Annotated in this window: 20 protein-coding genes; 18 read left to right on the plus strand and 2 right to left on the minus strand. The window is 38.0% G+C overall.

Annotated features, from left to right (window positions below):
• Positions 1–56: 56 nt before the first annotated feature.
• From OCV72_RS07815 to OCV72_RS07845, 7 genes are all read left to right on the plus strand, one after another.
• On the plus strand, positions 57–935 hold the full coding sequence (locus OCV72_RS07815; protein WP_055282944.1) for a LysR family transcriptional regulator: 879 nt from the start codon (positions 57–59) through the stop codon (positions 933–935).
• A 125-nt stretch (positions 936–1,060) separates the two neighbouring features.
• Positions 1,061–1,531, plus strand: a complete 471-nt coding sequence (locus OCV72_RS07820) for a flavodoxin (RefSeq protein WP_055282946.1) — start codon at positions 1,061–1,063, stop codon at positions 1,529–1,531.
• 28 nt (positions 1,532–1,559) lie between these two features.
• Positions 1,560–2,327: a carboxymuconolactone decarboxylase family protein gene (locus OCV72_RS07825; RefSeq protein ID WP_055282950.1), complete on the plus strand. Its 768-nt coding sequence runs from the start codon at positions 1,560–1,562 to the stop codon at positions 2,325–2,327.
• Between the two features lie 139 nt (positions 2,328–2,466).
• On the plus strand, positions 2,467–2,949 hold the full coding sequence (locus OCV72_RS07830; protein ID WP_055282952.1) for a P-loop nucleotide/nucleoside kinase family protein: 483 nt from the start codon (positions 2,467–2,469) through the stop codon (positions 2,947–2,949).
• A 951-nt stretch (positions 2,950–3,900) separates the two neighbouring features.
• Positions 3,901–4,278 (plus strand): hypothetical protein, encoded by a 378-nt coding sequence (locus OCV72_RS07835; RefSeq protein WP_015529293.1) that lies wholly within the window; start codon positions 3,901–3,903, stop codon positions 4,276–4,278.
• Positions 4,279–4,300: 22 nt separating this feature from the next.
• A complete protein-coding gene (locus OCV72_RS07840) occupies positions 4,301–4,864 on the plus strand; it encodes a DUF4393 domain-containing protein (protein WP_055282955.1) in 564 nt (187 codons plus the stop codon).
• A gap of 720 nt (positions 4,865–5,584) precedes the next feature.
• The gene (locus OCV72_RS07845; protein WP_055282958.1) at positions 5,585–6,694 is read left to right on the plus strand and encodes an AbiH family protein; all 1,110 of its coding nucleotides are present in this window, start codon (positions 5,585–5,587) and stop codon (positions 6,692–6,694) included.
• Positions 6,695–6,746: 52 nt separating this feature from the next.
• Here the strand turns inward: OCV72_RS07845 and mcrC are convergent, their stop codons facing one another.
• Positions 6,747–7,775, minus strand: coding sequence for a 5-methylcytosine-specific restriction endonuclease system specificity protein McrC (gene mcrC, locus OCV72_RS07850; protein WP_055282960.1), 1,029 nt, complete (start codon positions 7,773–7,775; stop codon positions 6,747–6,749).
• Entirely contained in the window at positions 7,772–9,889 is a 2,118-nt protein-coding gene (locus OCV72_RS07855) for an AAA family ATPase (RefSeq protein ID WP_055282962.1), read from the minus strand. Before OCV72_RS07855 ends, mcrC begins: the two co-directional genes overlap by 4 nt.
• A 556-nt stretch (positions 9,890–10,445) precedes the next feature.
• Here OCV72_RS07855 and OCV72_RS07860 point away from each other — a divergent pair.
• From OCV72_RS07860 to lepB, 11 genes are all read left to right on the plus strand, one after another.
• A complete protein-coding gene (locus OCV72_RS07860; RefSeq protein WP_055282964.1) occupies positions 10,446–10,973 on the plus strand; it encodes a replication initiator protein A in 528 nt (175 codons plus the stop codon).
• Positions 10,973–11,785, plus strand: a complete 813-nt coding sequence (locus tag OCV72_RS07865) for an ATP-binding protein (protein ID WP_055282968.1) — start codon at positions 10,973–10,975, stop codon at positions 11,783–11,785. The genes OCV72_RS07860 and OCV72_RS07865 overlap by 1 nt, the downstream gene beginning before the upstream one ends.
• On the plus strand, positions 11,782–11,991 hold the full coding sequence (locus OCV72_RS07870) for a MerR family transcriptional regulator (RefSeq protein WP_004844954.1): 210 nt from the start codon (positions 11,782–11,784) through the stop codon (positions 11,989–11,991). The genes OCV72_RS07865 and OCV72_RS07870 overlap by 4 nt, the downstream gene beginning before the upstream one ends.
• Before the next feature lie 135 nt (positions 11,992–12,126).
• Positions 12,127–13,326, plus strand: a complete 1,200-nt coding sequence (locus tag OCV72_RS07875) for a site-specific integrase (RefSeq protein WP_055282971.1) — start codon at positions 12,127–12,129, stop codon at positions 13,324–13,326.
• A gap of 179 nt (positions 13,327–13,505) precedes the next feature.
• Positions 13,506–13,973: a low molecular weight protein-tyrosine-phosphatase gene (locus OCV72_RS07880; protein ID WP_055283049.1), complete on the plus strand. Its 468-nt coding sequence runs from the start codon at positions 13,506–13,508 to the stop codon at positions 13,971–13,973.
• A gap of 280 nt (positions 13,974–14,253) precedes the next feature.
• Positions 14,254–15,936, plus strand: a complete 1,683-nt coding sequence (locus OCV72_RS07885; protein ID WP_055283051.1) for a Na/Pi cotransporter family protein — start codon at positions 14,254–14,256, stop codon at positions 15,934–15,936.
• Positions 15,937–16,109: 173 nt separating this feature from the next.
• The gene (locus tag OCV72_RS07890) at positions 16,110–16,541 is read left to right on the plus strand and encodes a hypothetical protein (RefSeq protein ID WP_055282973.1); all 432 of its coding nucleotides are present in this window, start codon (positions 16,110–16,112) and stop codon (positions 16,539–16,541) included.
• A 77-nt stretch (positions 16,542–16,618) separates the two neighbouring features.
• Complete coding sequence (locus OCV72_RS07895) at positions 16,619–17,224, plus strand: GntR family transcriptional regulator (RefSeq protein WP_028086823.1); 606 nt, start codon at positions 16,619–16,621, stop codon at positions 17,222–17,224.
• Positions 17,221–17,865: a GntR family transcriptional regulator gene (locus OCV72_RS07900; RefSeq protein ID WP_055282975.1), complete on the plus strand. Its 645-nt coding sequence runs from the start codon at positions 17,221–17,223 to the stop codon at positions 17,863–17,865. The genes OCV72_RS07895 and OCV72_RS07900 overlap by 4 nt, the downstream gene beginning before the upstream one ends.
• A 424-nt stretch (positions 17,866–18,289) precedes the next feature.
• Positions 18,290–20,533 (plus strand): vWA domain-containing protein, encoded by a 2,244-nt coding sequence (locus tag OCV72_RS07905; RefSeq protein WP_055282977.1) that lies wholly within the window; start codon positions 18,290–18,292, stop codon positions 20,531–20,533.
• Between the two features lie 19 nt (positions 20,534–20,552).
• Positions 20,553–21,047 carry a signal peptidase I gene (lepB, locus tag OCV72_RS07910; protein WP_055282979.1) on the plus strand — a complete coding sequence of 165 codons (495 nt, stop codon included), beginning with the start codon at positions 20,553–20,555 and terminating at the stop codon, positions 21,045–21,047.
• The last annotated feature ends 41 nt before the right edge of the window (positions 21,048–21,088 follow it).

The following is a 21,088-nucleotide window of genomic DNA, read 5'->3' on the forward strand; positions in this document are numbered from 1 at the left end:
CGCGCACCTCGCAGCAAGAATGGATACAATAAAAAATTTGTAGGAATATTAAAGATATGGAATTAAGACTATTACGCTATTTTCTGACAGTAGCAAAAGAACAGAGCTTTACAAAAGCAGCAGAACAATTGCATATTACCCAGCCAACGCTTTCAAGACAGATGGCGGCATTTGAAGAGGAGCTTGGAGTAACATTATTTATTCGAAGCGGGAAGAAAATTTCGCTTACTGATGAGGGAATTTTATTAAAAAGGCGTGCCCTGGAGATTCTTAATCTTGAGGAAAGGACGCTGGAGGAACTGAAAGGAAAAGAAGAGGTTGTAGAGGGAACTATAACCATTGGATGCGGTGAATTTGCGGCAGTGGAGACATTGGCGAAGATATGTAAAACGTATAAAGAAAAATATCCGCTGGTTCAGATTGTATTGCATACTGCAACAGCAGATGCAGTGTATGAGATGATGAACAAAGGACTTGTAGATATTGCATTATTCATGGAGCCGGTGGACACCGAAGGGCTGGATTATATCAGAATCACAGATTGTGATCACTGGTGTGTCGGAATGCGGCCGGATGATCCGCTGGCAGAGAAAGAGTTTATAAAAAAAGAAGATCTTATTGGAAAACCATTGATACTGCCCGAAAGAGTGAATGTTCAAAGCGAACTTGCCAATTGGTTTGGAAAAGATTTTTCAAAACTGCAGATTGCTTTTACAAGTAATCTTGGAACCAATGCCGGAGTCATGGCAGCAAATGGACTGGGGTATCCAGTATCCATCGAAGGTGCTGCAAAGTATTGGCGAGAGGATATTCTTGTACAGCGAAGAATTTCTCCTGAAATCACGACCAGCACTGTGATTGCCTGGCGACGGAATATCCCATATTCGCTGGCAGTCCGTAAAGTGATCGAGGAGATTAATGCTTTCCAGGCATAAAACAAAATTCGATATAAGCATTAGACATAATGAAGTGATAGAGCTTAAAATAGATGTGTAAGATGAATGTAAATCTTATACATCTATTTTTTGTGAAAAATATGCAAAGAAAGGGGCTTTTTATTATGAGTAAAAAATTAGTGGCATTTTTCAGTGCAAGCGGAACAACAAAAAAAGTAGCAGAGATGATCGCAGAGGAAGTAAAAGCGGATTTGTTTGAGATTGAGCCGAAAGTTCCATATACAAAGCCTGATCTTGACTGGATGAATAAAAAATCCAGAAGCAGTGTGGAAATGAGTGATAAAGAATATAGACCGGCGATTATGAAAAAAGAGATGGATATGAGTTCTTATGACGAGATCCTTTTGGGATTCCCGATCTGGTGGTATGTGGCTCCGACAATCATCAATACATTTTTAGAAGCTTACGATTTCAGTGGTAAAAAGATTGTGCTTTTTGCAACATCCGGAGGAAGTGGATTCGGGAACACTGTGAAAGAATTGCAGCCATCTGCACCAGATGCAGTTATTACAGAAGGCAGACTGTTAAATCGTGGAACAAAACAGGAAATCAATGAATGGGTAAACTCTTTATAAACAACAGTATTATGGAGGTATACAGAAAATGGGAAAAATAATACAGACAGCAGGAAGAAATGCACTTGGCGAATTTGCACCGGAATTTGCACATTTTAACGATGATGTACTTTTCGGCGAAAATTGGAATAACCAGGATATCGACGTAAAAACAAGAAGTATCATCACAGTTGTTGCTCTGATGGCTTCCGGAATTACGGATTCTTCTTTAAAATATCATCTTCAAAATGCAAAAGATCATGGTGTGACACAAAAAGAGATTGCTGCAGTGATCACACATGTTGCATTCTATGCGGGATGGCCAAAGGCATGGGCTGTTTTCAATCTTGCAAAAGAAGTATGGGAGACAGGAGAAGGAGATTTACCATATGAAGAGGAAGCAATGCGTGCGCATGCTAAAGAGATGGTATTTCCAATCGGTGCACCAAATGATGGTTTTGCACAGTATTTTTCTGGCAGAAGTTTTCTTGCACCGATTTCTACTTCTCAGGTTGGAATTTTCAATGTAACATTTGAACCAGGATGCAGAAATAACTGGCATATTCATCATGCAAAAAGTGGAGGCGGACAGATCCTGGTATGTGTTGCCGGAAGAGGATATTATCAGGAAGAAGGTAAAGAAGCTGTAGAAATGAAGCCAGGTGATTGCATCAATATTCCTACAGGTGTTAAGCACTGGCATGGAGCCGCACCGGATGAATGGTTTTCACATCTGGCAATAGAAGTGCCGGGCGAAAATAGTTCCACTGAATGGCTTGAACCGGTAAGTGATGAAGAATATAGAAAACTAAAATAGGACCAGAAATGGCAAAGTGCTTCTGCCATGAATTGGAACATTTAGACGGAGAAATATTTTTAGACAAAGCTGTTGAAGAAATAACGCTTTGATAGTATCAATAGAAGGCTGCATTGATTAGTAAAACAAGGAGATTTTTATGATTAAAGTTATTATGATGTGTGGAATATGCGGTTCCGGGAAAACAACTTATGCAAAGCAGAAAGAAAAAGAAGGCTATGTTCGCTTGTCCATTGATGAGGAAATGTGGAAAACTTACGGGAGAAAGGGGATTGATTATCCAAACGAACAGTATGAGAAACTTTCAGAAATAGTGGAAATGGCACTCCAGAAGGAACTCCTGTCTCTCATTCAACAAGGAAAACATGTAGTCCTTGATTTCAGCTTTTGGAATAAGGCAAACAGAGCGTATTATAAAAGGCTTATAGAAAAAGCTGGCGGTACACCAGAACTTGTTTATATGAAGGCTAGTAAAGGAACCTTACAAAAAAGATTGTATAAAAGGAATCAGTCTTTGAATGCTAATTCTCCATTCATAATAACAAATGAGATACTAGAGCATCATTATAACGATTTTCAAGAACCATGTGGCGAAGGAGAAAAAGTAATTTTACAGGAATAAGATTGTGTTGGGGCAGCCATTGATAGCCCCGACCACCGAGGTACTGCGCGGAAAAAATTAAAATCTTTTTTAGATGCTGCGAGGAATTCTGGTAAGGACATTAATATCCCTACCAAAACGACAGTTCTTGGTGTTTTTGATTTTCGTGCATTTTTAAATATGGCTATGCTCTTATCTGAGAACGAAAAAGCAAGAGCACTTCGCTAGTTAATGTTAGATATTGTTATCGATCTTATTAACCGAAAAACCGGTGGAGGAACAAAGTATATTAATCAGAGAGATAAAGATTTTCTGTTTTCCTCATTACAGGAAGATAATTATCGTAGACAATTTACCGATGCACTTAAGAATTATGTTGAGGATAATCGTTGTAAATATGCACACTTCACTGATATATGTGAGCATATTTAAGGAAAAGGCGAAAGAATATAAAAAATTCTTGATTTAAAGGCAAATGATAAAGTTAGAGATACCTTTTATAGTGAGATATACCTTATTTATTTTATACTTTTTGAAAATGGAATCGATAGTTAAGACGTAGGGAAAACTTATGTCTTTTTTTGTTGAAAAGATGTTGTATATCGGCCAAAAAACAGTACTGTGTTAATGGAGTTGAAAACGGATATTTCATTATAATGTGATATGCTTAAGCAATAAGTTGTTTTTGTTTCAATGTTTCAAAAAAGAGGAGTAGCCTCATTTGGCTTGGTCTCAATGTATGACTACTATACCGAGAGGTTTGTTAAATGTTAAGTTGATTGAACCGCCGTGTACCGAACGGTACGCACGGTGGTGTGAGAGGTCGGCTAATCAACTAATGATTAGCCTCCTACTCGATTATGGAGAATTGTTGACGGGTATGCTACAATGGTAATTGGATTATTGTGCCTGTTACATAATTTTAATGGTAGAAGTTGCCTTGTTTCAGAGATACATAGGAGGATCAATTATATGAGTAATTTGGGATGGTATCAAGTAATGACTACTGCCGCAAAAAAAGTAGGCGGACCTTTGAAACTTGCTGGATTGGTTTTGGGTAGTGGAATTGTTATAGGTGGTGGCACTGTTTTGGGTGGACAGGCTGTTGCAAAGAAAATTGGCAAGAAACTGGATGAAAAAAAGAGAGAAGCAGAGTCGGCGGTTATTTATAGAGTTCACACCGAAGGAAAGAGTAATGAAGGGCTTCTGTTTTCTGTAGATGATACATTCAAAGTACTTGAAATTGACGGAGATGCTGCGCTGATTGAAAAAATTGGCGATGAGAATAACCCGTATTTCGTATCAGGATGTTTTCTAGAAAGTATCTCGGACTATAAGCATAAAGCTTAACGATAAACAAGGAGGAAAAAGAATGAGTGATATAAAGAATTCAGTTTTACCTGAAATTATTGAACCAATATCTAATGCTATTCAACAAAATATTCCAGAAACGGCAAAGGCAATGGATAATCGAAAAGTTCATCAGGTCCACCGCTCTTATGTGGATGCGGTTAAGCAAATGGAACCGTTAGATGCACAGGTTTTGCGTAGAATATATGATTATAATGAAGTTACGACTTCTCATGTAAGGTTATATAAATCTGGAAGTCAGCAATATTATCTTAATGCAATGCCGTATCATTATAATGACATATTATGTGATCTTGGAGATCCATTTCAAATTTCAGCCTCAATCAGTAATTTAATTAGATTGGGTTTATTGATTTCTACCGCTGGTTTTTTAAAAGAAGGTGTAGCAGAGCGAATTGAAAAAGAACCATACATACAGGAAAGATTTGGAATTTATAATCAGCTACAAGGTGGTGTAACAATCTCGGTGCCCGTTGACTGTGAAATTATTTCACTTGATAGTTATGGAAGGTATTTTGTTGATGTATGTATGTCCAAGAAAAAGTTAGGGAGTAATACCGATTAAGTGTGTTTTGTTTGTATGAAGTTGGTAATGTAACGTTCCTTTATATGAGACAAAATGAAAATTTACGGTAGTAAAACACCGTGATTTTTACTACCATTTTACTACTACAGCCTGCCGTAACTTGCTCCATTTTGCACTGTTTTGGGAAATCTGTGACAGAGTAACGCTGTTACGCCCCGAAAACAGGCGGGATAAATCGGAGCAAATCGGGGCAGAATAGTTCATTTTAGGAGGATTTACATTTTGATAAAAGTATTATTTATCTGCCACGGCAGTGTTTAAGGGACGGGGTGAAAAGCCTTGAGTTTATTGGGTTTCTTGGACGGCAACGTAGAAATTACACCTTATTTATACCTTTGGAAGATCGAATCGGAAAAGCTGAAATAATAATATAAATGCGTGGGAGAAATCCTACGCTTTTTACATATAATCGCACAATTTGAACGAAAAAATCCTCATGATCATGAGGGAAAATGAAAGTAAAACTTATTAGATGATATAATGTATTAATTTGTAATTTGAAAGAATATATGGGGGTTATAGGAATCTATCTGACTGTATATACCTACCATATAGTAGTTATAAAATAGAACGGTACAAATGGATAGTTAGGTAAGAAGATAAAGGTTGTTTAATTGTTAAAAGCTCTTGCGGAAAAAAGCATTTTAAAATAATATATGATTTTAAGAGATGTATAATTTTTACAATGGAGAATAAGATATGTTTGGTAAGTATGATAAAAAGACATTTAATGAAATAAAATCACAACATAATATTATGGTTTTGGTTGGGAATGGATTTGATATTGCTTTATTGAATAAATATAAAACAGGAAAAATGAAAGGGAAAACGTCTAGTTATAGTGATTTTTATGAATATATAAAATATTATAATTTATGTGATGAGAAAAACATATTATTTAAGAAAATGACCGAACAAATGTCTTATGATTCTAATTGGAGTGACTTTGAATTAATCATTAATGCATTAGTTTTGGAGGGAAAAATACAACAAAATAAAATTGAGAAATCAATTGATGAGTTTCAAAACTGCTTTACAAGATTTTTAAATGATCTTGTTGATGCAGATTTATTATTGAAAATTAATTCTGATGTGCAAGAGAAAAAATTAGCAACGCAAAGTTTGGGACATTTTTTAAATGATTTAGAGAGTTCATGTGATATAGAGTTTCCTTCGAAAACTAATTATTATGACTTGTATAATTTTGTGTTTTTTAATTTTAATTATACAGCATTATTGGATAATTATTTATATTTAGATAAAACACAGTTTGATCCTCATTATTGGAAAAATGCAGACAGAAATTTTCAATTTTATCCAGAATGTGGAGGCTCTTCTGGGAAAAATCCTACTAATTGGTCGTCATATTTGCTTACAGACATTATCCATCCACACGGGATACAGGAAATTCCAAGATCTATTTTATTCGGAATAGACATGGATGTATACGATAAGGGAAGGTCAAAGGAAAAACGATTTGTTAAGTCATATTGGGCGCAATATGATATAAAATATCAGTCTTATTTTGATGAAGCAGAATTGTTTATAATATTTGGAATGTCATTATCGATAACTGATGGATGGTGGCTAGACCAGATATTTGATACAATTTTAAGTGAAAATGCAGAATTGATTATATATAAATATAAAGCTGAGAAGGAGGAAGATGTTAAAAATATTTTTATTCAATCATGCATAAGGCATAGAGATTCCAGAAAAGAAGATATAGAGTTGGTTAAAAGACGTATATATGTTGTGTCATTTGAACATAATAATACATATTTTTTAGGACTAGAAAAGAAAGAATAGTGGATTTAGAAAGACTGGGAGAATTATGATTAGTTCTCCCAGCTTTATTCAATTAGAAATGAACTTTTACAATAGAATCCAAATCTTTTGTGATTTCCGAAAAATTTTGATTTAAATTCAATGCACGCACAGAAATCTGATTTCCGCTCATCTGGTATGTATTATTGGGAATAACATCTTCATCAGTCTGTGCATAAAGGAGCATTCCAGAGACGGTATGTTCCAGCTCTCTTAATTCAAATTCTTTGTTTTTCACATATGTAAAAATTTGATAGAGGTTATTGGAATGCAAGGTGTTTGTTCCATATTGTTGCTGAGTCATATGTGAATAATATTTTGCATCGATAATAAGTATATTGTTTCCCTGAGACAACATAATATCAGTTTGCATTTTGGGAAGCAATTGGTTCTCAGAATCATCAAGTTGCCATGCAATCTGTGATGCATTGGCAGATAGTTCTGGATGTTCTTTACGATAGTATTCAAGCAAAAATTTTTCATATAAATGGCACATACGCTGTTCGTCAAAAAAATCCATTATTTTTGTGGTACCGTTGTTTTGTGTCTGTAGAAGTCCGTTATAAATCAGATAACAGATTCCGATTAGCATTTGATAACTTTGATTGGAACGATTATAATGTTGATTCCAATTTACAAAGCGTAAATCAATTTCATTAACATCAGAAAAAAATAATAACAGATTCCGTAGACTCTTTTTGCGAGTATTTGTAATATTGGCTTTAAGAAGCAATAACAGTGTAGATTTGATGATTCGGTTAAATTGTGTATTAGTTGAAAATTCATCGTATGTACAAATCATTTGCTTCTTCAGCAGAGTCTGAGTTTTAATGGATTCAGAAATATTGAGCTTTCCCTGTAGCGTAGAAAGAGATTCTGATTTTGGCAGATAATCTCTTCCTAAGCCTCGTTTTAGCTGTACGCTAATGCCCTTATCAAGAATGGCTGCACATAATTCAGCGGTATTATGAAAATTTTCTGTAGCCAGATCTTTGTAGTTTTGTGCTTGTAATGCTTGAAAAGCGTAGGACAGCATATAATAAATATTTTGTACAGGAATCATTTAACAGCACTCCTTAGACGATCAGACCAATCTACGATTTTTGCGGGCTCATCAAACCAATATTCTTTTAAAAGTGGAATCAATTCGTATTCTACAATGGATGACAAAGTTTGTGCGTTGGTTGTCTCTGGTGTTAAACCACAAAAATAACTGTGACCAATACAGAATCCTTCACCTAGTGATATATCTTCTGCTATCTTGGAATTGAGCTGTTTCACACAAGCAATTAATTTGTTAAAGGCATCACTTTTTAGAGAGTCTTGGTAAGCTTGAAAACCAGGCGTATTAAATCCCGGTTTCATAGTAAAAAATGAAAAACGTCGTCTTAAAGCATAATCTAACATAGCAAGACTACGATCAGCAGTATTCATCATACCAATAATGTATACATTTGCAGGTACAGAGAAATTCTCGTCAGAATATAACAACTGCAGTTCAATCCCCCGCTTATCTTTTTCAATCAGCATAAACAATTCACCGAATATTTTACTTAAATTACCACGATTGATTTCATCAATGATAAAGAAATAATCATTTTCATCATCATCTTCAGCCAGTTTACAGAATTTGTAAAAAGAGCCCTTTTTAATTGTGAATCCATTTTCGGTCGGTCGGTACCCTTCAATAAAATCCTCGTAGGAGTAACTCTGGTGGAACTGGATCATTTGAACACGGTCAGGATTTTTTGCACCTATAATGGAATAAGCAAGTCTCTTGGCAGTAAATGTTTTTCCAACGCCAGGTGCGCCTTGTAAAATAATATTTTTCTTCATTTTTAAGACATTTACCAGTGTTTTATAATCTTGTTCATTCATATACACATCTGAGAGAAAATCTGCAGAAGAGTAAGCAGGATAGTCTATTTCTGGTTGTGTATCTACATCATCTAGTTCATCTGGAGCAAAGATGGAAGTAAGCTTTTCAATATAATCTGTGTATGGAGTGATATCAGTTAAACGTTTTGCAACTGCATTACCAGGATGCTCCCATTCACCAACTTGAAGCCATTTTACAGCACGGACATTTTTATATTCCTGACGAAGATCGTCAAAGACATAATTTCCAGTGACAATACCTTTACCAACAAGAGTGTTGCTGCGTTTTGCAAAAATCACATCATTAACTGATACTGTATTCGCAAAATTCCATGCCATCAAAGCCTGATTTTTTCGTGAAGTGCTACTATCGTACACATCTATTAGTTCTTGACGGAGAGCTTCCTTGGAAGCAAATTGGGAATAATCACCGATATCGTCCATACCTAAAACCATGATTCCCTTTTGTTGGCATTCATTCCAACTTTTATCATCAAAGACGGTATACATCCAGTAGTGCGTTTTGCGTTTTTTATCGGAAAGAGTATTTGTATCAGAATCATCAATATCATCAGTATATCCAACATTTTTCCCATAAATATGAGCAAAGACAACTCCTGGAACATTGCATTTTCTTGCATATAATGAAATTTGTCCCATACGGATGAAAGGGATATCGCTTGGTGTTTGATTTAGAAAATGTAATACTCTCAGCTGAATATCTTGACCATAAAATGGAGCAAATAATGTTGGAAAGAGCATTTGATAATATTTCATGCGCCATACCATATTGATTCCTGGGATATGTTCCAGTTGTATATAGAGTTGTTTGTAATCTTCTTCAGAATCTAAAGAACCAAAAGAAGATATTATTTCAGCACCTTCAACCAGGTCGTTGCGCATTTCATCTGCTTTTTGTATTGCTTCATCTTCAGTAAGAAGCACAGGCTTTAATGGTGAGCCACAGGTCCAACTTTGATTTTTCTTATGATAGAATAATCCAAATTTATAAGCTGCTCCGCCGGAAATACTTCCAAATACTTCGCGAATTTCTTTGTCCATTTCAAGCATATAGCAGAGATTGGTTTTATTCCCTTCGTCATTATAAAATAAAGAAGTTAACAAATCTTTTCCGGAAAGAGATTTTAAGTGTTCTATTCCAAAAAGATTTATAAAATTTTCTCGTAGTTCATCAGCCTTGTGAGCAAATGAAATCCATTCTGGAGTTTGAGATTCGCTATAAAACCACTCAGGAGAATATTTCCCTGATTCATTTTCTGTTATCTGAATGTTCGACATAATATACCTCCGAATTTATAAACTAGAATTAGTATATCATTTAACTGCAACACTGTCATAGATTATCGAAAAATAGAATTATATTGATATTAAAAGAGAAGAGCAAGATCCACCCGTGTAAAACAGTATTGTCATTTTGACAATTTTGTATTACTTACGAGTAGCAGACCTTGATGGGGATTACGTCCCCATACCCACGTGAAAATATAATTGCTGGCAATTACATTTTAGCAGACACGCAAGCGTTTCTGAGTAAGTGTCACAGACAACAAAATAAGGAAATTTTGATAAGGCATTCACCTGGAATAGGTGAGTGTTTTTTGTTTTCAAATATTCAATTAACCGAAAAAATTAAAAAAATTTCATCAGGGGGCTGTAAAAATGCCTCTCAGCGTTTCGTTTTATGAAAGGGTATTTTAGACAGGAAAAAATAAAAAAATTTTATCAAGAACCTGTATTTATGCTCTTCATCTTTTGAATATGTGTAAGGACATTTTTGAGCCGGCATAAAAATGATTTTTACAACAGTTAGAAACAGAAACGAGGCGAGAAAAGAATGAAATATGAATACATGAAGGAGTCAGAGCAGATGCTTCAGTACTTCCAGTTTCCGAAGTTTTTGCTGAAGCTGCGCATTTCTCAAACTGCAAAATTTCTTTATATGATTTTGTATGACCGGGCACGGATATCGAGAAAGAATAGCTGGATAGATAAGTATGGAAATGTTTATCTGATATTTCCAATAGAAGAATTGTCTGTTCAAATCGACAAATGCAAATCTTCTGTAAAAACAGCGTTGAAGGAATTAGATGATGTGGGACTATTGGTTCGCAGATCCGGTGGTTTTTCAAAACCCAATCATTTATATGTAAAAATTCCATCTGATGAGATAGTTTTACAGCCGATTGACAATAAAGCGGTTGAAAAGATGGCTGTAATAGAGTCGGAAAAGCCCCCATCATCTGGTCGTAAAAATGGCTGTGCAGGAGTCGGAAATGTGGCACCTAGTAAAGTAACTGAGAAATATAAAAGTAATAAATATCATGAAGTAAATTATTGCTATGGGGAAGGAGAGAGTTTGTGATGAGAGAAGAAGATACCGTATGTGTAGGCAGTGATGGTTTGCAATACTGCAAAGTCTGTGGGGAAGCGAAAGAAGCATTTTTTCCTGAGGGAGGTTTTATGGGAATGAAGAAACATTCCAGGCAATGTGCCTGTGACAGAAAAGCATATGAAGAGGAACAAAAATATTTTAAAGACAAAGAGCACCGGGAATTAGTCAACAGAAATACGAGCATCTGTTTTGACGAGAGCAGAATGGAAGAGTGGACATTTGAAAATGCAGATATGTCAGATGCTGTAATGCATACGGCAAAAAATTATGTTGATAACTGGGAGAAAATGAAAAGAAATCATATAGGCTGTTTGTTCTGGGGACCGGTTGGAACTGGGAAAAGTTTTATTGCTGGGTGTATTGCCAATGAACTTCTTAAACAGGAAGTAACGGTAAAAATGACAAATTTCAATACCATTATTGATGATATATTTCCACTGGCAGACAAAACGGAATATATCAATGCATTGGCTTCTTATCAGCTTCTAATTATTGATGATCTTGGAGTAGAACGAAATTCAGAATATGCGTTAGGAATTATTTTTAGTGTCATAGACCGCAGGATCCGTTCAGGACGACCTTTGATCATTACAACGAATCTTCCACTGAAAGAAATAAAAAGCGAGACCATGTTGGATAAAAGGCGTATCTATGACCGTATTTTAGAAATGTGTACGCCTATGTATGTTGGAGGCACAAGCAAACGAGAAGCGATCGCAAGTATGAAAATGGAGAAAGCGAAAACTCTGTTGAATACAAACAGAGGGGAGGAATGCGAATGAATCATACAGAAAAAACAATACCTGTTTGGAAGAAATATTCTTTAAATGTTTCCGAAGCAGCTGAATATTACGGAATTGGCGAAAAGAGATTAAGACAGATCGCAGGTGAAAATGAAGGAGCAGATTTTATTCTGGAAGTTGGTTCGCATATCCGATTCAAAAGGAAATTGTTTGAAGATTATCTGGATACAGCCAGCACAGTTTAAGTAACAGAATAGAAAAAATAGTAATGAAAATAATGTTCATTTTATCTTAGCGAAGAGAAGGTCTTGTGATATAATGAATAAACCGAGACGGTCTTCCAAGTTAAATGAACATTTGATGAAGGAGACTAAAAGATTATGAGTGAAAAAAGGAGAGATCATAGAGGACGTATATTACACAATGGAGAAATACAGTTATCTAATGGCAGATATCGATTTAAGTATGTCGATGAGATGGGAAAGGAGCGCTGCGTATATAGCTGGCGCTTAGACCATAACGATGCAACTCCGAAAGGAAAGCGCCGTACTTTGTCGCTTCGGGAGATGGAGAAGAAAATCCAGGCGGACCATTTCGAGCAGATTGCAACAAATGGCGGAAACATGACAGTGCTGGAACTGGTTGAAAAATATACATCAACAAAAACCGGTGTCAGACCTACTACAGTTGCAGGATACGGAACAGTTATCAATTTATTGAAGAAAGATCCATTTGGAAAAAGAAGGATTGATACGGTTCGGATTTCGGATGCAAAATGTTGGCTGATACATCTTCAGCAGGTAGAAAAGAAAAGTTATAGTTCCATACATTCAATCCGAGGAGTTCTTCGTCCGGCATTTCAGTTGGCAGTGGATGATGACCTGATCAGGAAAAATCCATTTCAGTTTCAGCTAATGGAAGTGGTTGTGAATGACAGTGTGACAAGAGAAGCAATCAGCAGAGCGGAGGAACGTAAGTTTCTACGATTTGTGAAAGAGGATCCTCATTTTTGCAGGTATTATGAAGGAATCTACATTTTATTTAAAACAGGCCTTCGCATCTCGGAATTTTGTGGTTTGACGATTTCTGATATTGATTTCAAGGAGCATACGATCAACATTGATCATCAATTGCAGAAAAAATCAAAAATTGGATATTATATTCAAGAGACTAAAACAACCAGCGGAACGAGAAAGATACCTATGACTGCAGATGTAGAGGAATGCTTTCGGAAAATAATAGAAAAACGAAACCCGCCAAAAGCAGAACCTATGGTAGATGGAAAAAGTGGTTTTTTATACTTTGATAAAAATGAAAGTATCTGTTATTCCCTGCACTGGGAGCATTATTTCCAACACATCATTCAGAAGTATAATAATACTTACAAAGTACAAATGCCTGTCATTACCCCGCATGTATGCCGGCACACCTATTGCTCAAATATGGCAAAATCCGGAATGAATCCAAAAGCATTGCAATATTTGATGGGCCACTCAGAGATCAGCGTAACGTTGAATACATATACGCATGTAAATCTTGAGGATGCCAGGGAAGAAATTGCCCGGATTCAGGTTGTGTAATTACGATTTTTAATTAAAAATAGCAAGGTGTAAAATAGAAAAACATACACCTTATTTTACACCTTTTGCTGACGATATTATGCGAAAATAAACCAGATTATGCCGGAAAGCAAAAATTTACAAAGGCTTACAAAGCCCGAAAAACCAAGAAAAACTAAGAAATGCGAGGTTATGCAACAATGATAAAAATACTTTTCATCTGCCACGGCAACATCTGCCGCTCCACCATGGCAGAATATGTAATGAAAGATTTAGTAAAAAAAGCGAATCTGGAGTCATCTTTCTACATCGACTCTGCCGGAACCAGTAACGAAGAAGATGGCAATCCGGTACACTATGGGACACAGAACAAATTAAGAGAAGAAGGAATCCCGTGTGGGAATCACAGAGCACGTCAGATGACGCGAAAAGATTATGAAGAGTTCGATTACCTGATCGGCATGGAACAGTGGAACATTCGCAACATCAACCGCATTATCCGGAAAGATCCGGAGCATAAAGTACATCTGTTACTGGAATATGCAGGAGATGCAAGAGATATTGCAGATCCGTGGTACACGGGGAATTTTGATGTGACTTATGACGATGTGAAAGAAGGCTGCGAGGCATTCTTGCAATATCTGATGGAGAATGAACCATTATATTAGAAACAATAGGAGTAAACAATAAAAAGGAATCATCTTAAGTATTCAGATAATTTTGCATACATTTGATGATTCCTTTACATTTTTTCGAAAATAATTTCATAGAATTTAATGTAATATAAACTCCGGGTACAATTTTACATAGATTTAACATAGATTTGATATAGGCTGCATACACCTTCGTTACAATAAGCCCGTAACGTCGAGGGAACATCATGTGTTCGAAAGAAACTGCCGGCGGCAGGTTCTACAGAAGACGAATGAAGGAGAATGGGAAAATATTATGAATGAAAAATTGCAGATAATATTCGGGCTTTTAGGAGGCCTGGCAGTCTTTATTTATGGAATGAATATGATGAGTGAGTGCCTGCAGAAAGCGGCAGGAGAAAAGATGAAAAGCATCCTGGCACTTCTGACTAAGAACCCGGTACTTGGGGTTATCGCAGGAGCACTTACCACAGCGGTATTACAGAGTAGTAGTGCGACAACCGTTATGGCAATCGGATTTGTCAGTGCTGGACTTATGAGTCTGCCGCAGGCAATCTCAATCATCTTTGGTGCGAATATCGGTACGACAATGACGGCGCAGATTATTGCATTTAAGATCAGCGATTACATTTATATCATTATTTTTATTGGATTTATTATTTCGTTTATTGCGAAATCTGAAAAAGTGAAAAGTATCGGTCAGACAATTTTTGCATTTGGTCTGTTATTCCTTGGAATCGAGACCATGGGAGATGTCATGAAACCGCTGGCATCCAGCCCGGTGTTCACGGACCTGATCGAAAGAGTAGCACATATTCCGGTACTTGGCGTATTTGTTGGAACGCTTATGACACTGGTGGTACAGAGTAGTAGTGCAACGATCGCAGTATTGCAGAACTTTGCATCACAGCCGGGACCTGACGGCGTGACAAGTATGCTTGGACTTGCAGGAGCAATCCCGATCCTGCTTGGAGATAATATCGGTACGACAATTACAGCACTTCTGGCAAGTATCGGTCAGACAAAAGATGCGAAACGTACCGCAGTTGCACACTGTATTTTCAACATTTCCGGATGTCTGTTATTTATCTGGTTTGTGAAACCATTTGCAGTACTGATCCAGCACATTTCTCCGAAAGGACCGGAGATTGAAGTGATCTCAAGACAGATTGCAAATGCACATACATTATTCAACATTACAATGACACTTATCTGGGTCTGTCTGATCAATGTGATGGTAAAGATTGTTATGACGTTGATTCCGGATGGAAAAGCAGTCGATATGAATCCTGCAAAACCTGTATTTCTGGATGACAAGATCATCAGCCAGCCGGCAGCAGCACTTCAGCTGGTTGCAAAGGAAATCCTTCGTGTGAGTGAAATGGTGAAAGTGGTTGTGGCAGATACGATCACAATCGTCAAAACAGAAGACCTGAATGAACTGGAACCATTGCAGGAAAAAGGAGTACAGATAAAGAAACTGACGGATCAGATCACAGAATATCTGGCCTCCCTATTCTCGGCCGGAACAATGACAGAGCAGCAGGCAGCACAGACGGCGAGTCTCATGTACATCTTGAGCGATGTGGAACGTATGGGAACGCTGAGCGTAGAAGTTGCAAAATGTGTACGGGAAAAGGTAGACAATCGGTATAAATATACGCCGGAAGCGATGGATGAACTGCAGAAGAGTCTGAAGACACTGGAGAAGATGTTTAATGATTCACTTAAGGCATTACAGGGAGATGAGTCAGTGCAGATTGAGAAACTGATAAAACGGAAAGATAAGATCATGGATCTGGATCTGAAGATGAGAAAAGCGCATGTACAGCGTGTCAATAAAGGAAAATGTAAAGCAAGCCTGACAGCACCATTTACAAATATCCTGCATCTGATCGACCGTATGGGAAACAGTTGTGTTAACCTTGCGGATGTTGCGTCAAATGAAATCAGTCTGAATTATTTTATGGTAAATTAAGAATATGAGAGAAAAAAAAGCCTTTGCGGATATAAAAATGATATCTGCAAGGGCTTTTTTAGTCTAAAGACATAAAAAATAAAATTTGAGAAATACTATAAAAGAAAGATCATGTAATGAAGAAAGAAAAACTATAAAAAGATAGCAGACTATCTAAAAAAGGAGGAAGTATTATGGACACATCAACATATGAGATCATGAAAGAGTGTAATTCGGGCTGCAGGATGGCAGTGAACAGCATCGAGCAGCTGGTAGCATATCTGAAAAACCAGGAATTGCAGGAGTTATTATCTAAATATAAAGAAGATTATGAAAAAATGGAGAGAGAATCGATAAGATTATCAGAAGGAAAACTTCAGGAAGAAAAGTTTTCAGAAAAGGCAGCAGAGACATTTGCATGGATCAGTGCCGAAGTAAAGATGATGTTCAATGACGACACTTCGAAAATAGCAGAAATGATGATTGATGGTGCCAATATGGGAATAAAATCCATTACAGAGAAATTAAATCGTTATTCGGAGGCAGAAAAAGAAAGCATTTCACTGGCAAAAAAATTTGAAAAGACGTGTGAAAAACTGATTCAGGATATGAAAAAATATTTGTAGAAAGACAAAAAGCCCTTTACAATTTGTGTGATTTTGGATACATTATTGTTATAAGAATATAATTTAAAGGGGAAATTATGAAAGATATATCAGAAAAAAGATTAAGCGATTATATGGCAGAACAGATTGCAGACGAGATCTTATCTGGAAGAATTCCCGGGGGAAGCCAGTTAAAACAGGAAGAACTGGCGGAAGCATTCGAAGCTTCCAGAATCCCAATCCGGGAAGCATTTCAGATTCTGGAGAATCAGGGCCTGATTATCCGTCTGGCAACCAGAAGAATTACCGTAACAGAACTGGATGAAGAACAGATCTGTCTGATCTACAGCATGATTTCAGAGATGACAAAGAAAGCTCTGAACAGTCTGAAGCATAGTAAAAAGACGGAAGAATTGTACGAAAGGCTTACGACACCGGGATTACTGGGAGAAGTGCAGCCGGCAGAAGCAATGTGCGACCTGGTGGAAAATGAATATATTAAGCGACTTTTGAGAAATGCAAGTGACAGTTATATCCGTTTTGCGCTATCAACGGGACGTCATAAAGAAGAGATAAAAGAAGAAAGAAACAAGCTGACAGAACTTTTGAAAAATGGGGAATTAAAGAAAGCAGAGAAAGCTCTGGATGCATATTTCAAACTGCTGGCGAAAGCAGTTAACGAAGAGAGAGGGATGAATGAATGAACGGATTAAAACCGATTAAAATGCCGTCTGCCAAAGAAAAAGTAGCTGCGGAACTCAGAAAGGCAATCTTGTCCAGACAGATGCAGGAAGGCGAAGTTCTTTCGCTGGACAGCGTCGCCACTCAACTAAATGTATCAGCAATGCCGGTAAGGGAAGCCTTTCAGATCTTAGCGCGTGACGGACTGATCCAGCTTCGTAAGAATAAGGGAGCTGTCGTACTTGGAATAACCGAAACATACATAAAAGAACACTATCAGCTCCGCGCAATTCTGGAAAGTTCAGCGGCAGCACTGGCGGCAGACCCGGAAGCAGATATATCTGAGATTGAATCTGTTTATGAAGAAGCCGCAGAGGCTCTGCTGGAAGGTAATTTAAGACAATACACAGACTTGAACCGCGCATTCCATAGCGAGATCTGGACTGCAGCCGGTAATCAGAAGATGAAAAATATGATCTCTGAATTATGGAATGGATTGTCCATGGGAAGTATGGTATCCGAGGAAGATTATGCGAAAGTGTCGATTAAAGAACACGGAAAGATATTGAAAGCAATCCAGAAGCATGACAAAGAGGCTGCGCAGAAAACAATGTACGATCATATTATGCGCAGCCGGGATGATATGCTGACATATTATAAATAAAATTTCTATTCACTAAGCCAGATTCCCGAACCGTAATAAAAGATTACAGTTCTCCATTTAATTATTATGGCATGCGAAACCGCAGGAATAAACTTACAAGGTCCTATCTTGTGCATACGGACTCATGGTTGGTAATTCTTAAGTAAAAAAGTTGACCGCTTGCTCACAAAAAATCCACTGTCTGAGACGAATGTCGAGTTTGGATTTTTTGTGAGCTCGTTTTTAGGTCAACTTTTTTGCTTTAGAATTTCCCCATGTTGGAGTCAGCACAGGATAGGACCTTGTAAGTTTATTCCGATCGGTGACAGTCGCCATAATGCATTAAATAGAAATTCTGGAATAAAATCCCATCCTCCTACATAAGAATACTATGAGGGTAAAGAAAAACAGCCACATTCAAATGAAACAGAAATGGAGGAGCGTTATGGGACATACTATCAGCCGGAAGAGCATAAAGAAAATCATTACCATACTGACGGCTGCGATCCTGGTACTGTTGCCAGTGGGAGGGAGTATCAGGGAGGTGCATGCTGAGGGAGAAGAGTCGTCGGATTCGGGCATGTCTCTGGAGCATGAAAAGACAGTGACAGAGAATGCAGATGGAACCTACGATCTGAAATTAACAGTAAAAGGAAAAGTAAACAGTGAGTCTTCGAAAGCGCCGCTGGATGTCATCTATGTCTTGGACAGATCCGGAAGTATGGCTTATCCGATGGATCATGACAGTCAGAATAGCTGGGAAAATAACGGGGAAAGAAGGACTGCGGCAAGTCAGGCAATTAACAGCATGACGAATACACTGGCGGCTAATGAGAATCTGGATGTCAGATTTGCGCTTGTGACGTTTAGTGGAAATAAGAGTGACTATCGGCCTGGTGGATACAGGGATGAGGCATGGAATGATGCAGAGATTGCTGTAAACTGGACGAATCAGGCATCTGCGATCACGAATCGGACTTCTCCGAAATCGGACGGCGGAACCAATTATCAGGCCGGGATCAGAAGTGCGGAAGGATTGCTGAATGGGAAAAGACAGAATGCCAAGACAGCAGTGATCTTCGTATCTGATGGAGATCCAACCTTCCGATATAGATCAGACGGTTATACAGAAGGCAATGGAAGCAGCGACGAAGATGGAAAGAGTCTGAAGGCAGGAAAAGATGCAGTCGCTGATATGCAGACCGATTATTTTTTCACGGTCGGTGTAGGACCGTCAGGGAATTACAAAAAACTTACCGACCTTGCCAATTCAGCAGTCAAAGCCGGAAAACATGCATCTTATGCCGGAACAACGCTGGCGAATCTGAACAAGGCATTCGATGACATTCAGAAACAGATCACAGAACTGGCATGTACAAATGTCACGATTTCCGATCCGCTGAGTGATAATGTTGAGATGGTGAAGGGAGCAGATGGAAATGTCCTTGCACCACAGGTACAGATCTTTGATGCATCCGGAAACCCGGTTAATGCAGCAGATCTTGGAATCACGGCTTCTTATGATTCTGCATCAAAATCCGTTAAAATGCAATTTCCGGCAGACTATAAACTGCAGGAAGGCTATACCTATGAAGTCATTGCCAAGATCCAGCCGACAGAAACGGCATATGAAAAATACAGAACATCAGGCTACACAGATCAGGCAGATGCAGGAACCGGAACATATGCAGGAGGCACCGGATTCTATTCGAACCAAAATGAACATGCAGCACTGATGTACAAGTATGGAGAACAGAACTATACAGAATATTACAAGAAACCAGTCATAAAAGTGCATCCGGGCAATTTAAAAATTTCGAAAGCTATTACAGGATTGGAAGATAACCAGGAAGCATTGCAGAAGGTATTACAGAACCTGTCCTTTACCTGTGAGTTGACGAAACCAGACGGAAAAACAGAGACAAAAGAACTGAAGTTGAATACAGACGGACTGGTATGGAATGCAGAAAACAACGCATACGAATATATATTTACCAATCTGACACCGGGAACAACATATAAGGTAAATGAAAATGATGCCGTACCTGATGGATATGATCTGACGGTATCACCGGATACAAAGGAAATATCCGGGCAGATTGCAGGAAGTACAACATCGGAAGCAAAATTCGTCAACCGGTATATCCGGAGTGACCGCGTACTGACGATCGCAAAGAGAGTCGGCGGCAACATGGGAGACCGTACCCACGCCTTTCGGTTCCAGGTGCAGACAAAGCTGAACGGGAAATCCTATACAGGTGGAATCAGTTATGTGAAATATGACGCACAGGGCAATCCAGTCAGTGAGGAAGAATTAAAAAATGCAGTTGCGGTAGAAAATGGAGTCTATACATTCCAGCTGAGGCATATGGAAAAAATCGAGATGACGATGCCATATGGTGTAGAATATATCGTTTCTGAAGAACCGGAAGACTATGATGTGCAGATTACAAAGAAAGTTTCGGAAGAAGAGGAACAGAAACTGGACAATGGTAAAAAAGAACTTTCGGATATTCTATCAGAAAATACAGATCTGACATTTACGAATACGAAAGAAGTACAGCCGGCAACCGGAATCCGGCAGACGTCGGCGCCGTATATGGTCATGACAGGGGCAGCATTCGGAATGCTGGCATTTTTCGGACTGGTATACGGAATTCGCAAATGGGGAGATCCGACAGGAGAATAACATCTGACAAGGAGCATATATGAAAGAAAAAAGAGAGATCATACTGTTCTTTACCCGTTTACTCATGCTGGCAGTGATGCTGGCGGTCCTGTTTGGCGTGATTTTTGGAATGACTTCTGCAAAGAATCAGGATATGTCCCCGAAAATATGTGCCGGAGATCTGCTCTTATATTACAGGCTGGAACGGAAATATTCCGACCGAGATGTCGTGGTATTCCAAAAAGAGGGGACATTGTATACAGGGCGTATTGTGGCGAGAGAGAAAGATAAGGTAGAGATTACAGACAAAAATGAACTGAAGATCAACGGAAGCATTGTGAATGAGCCGGATATTTTTTATAAGACACCGGCCTATGTGGATGGCATATCCTATCCGGTGAAAGTAAAGGAAGACCAGTATTTCATTCTGTGTGATTTCCGGGAAGGTGCAAAAGACAGCAGATACTTTGGTGCGGTCAATGCAAAGGATATAAAGGGAAGAGTGATTACCGTCCTTCGCAGATCGAACCTGTAAAATCAGTAACATGATTGCAGAACATGGAAAAAGAAAGGAAA

This window comes from Dorea amylophila (assembly GCF_025567265.1).
In the GTDB taxonomy this organism is placed as follows: domain Bacteria; phylum Bacillota; class Clostridia; order Lachnospirales; family Lachnospiraceae; genus Dorea_A; species Dorea_A amylophila.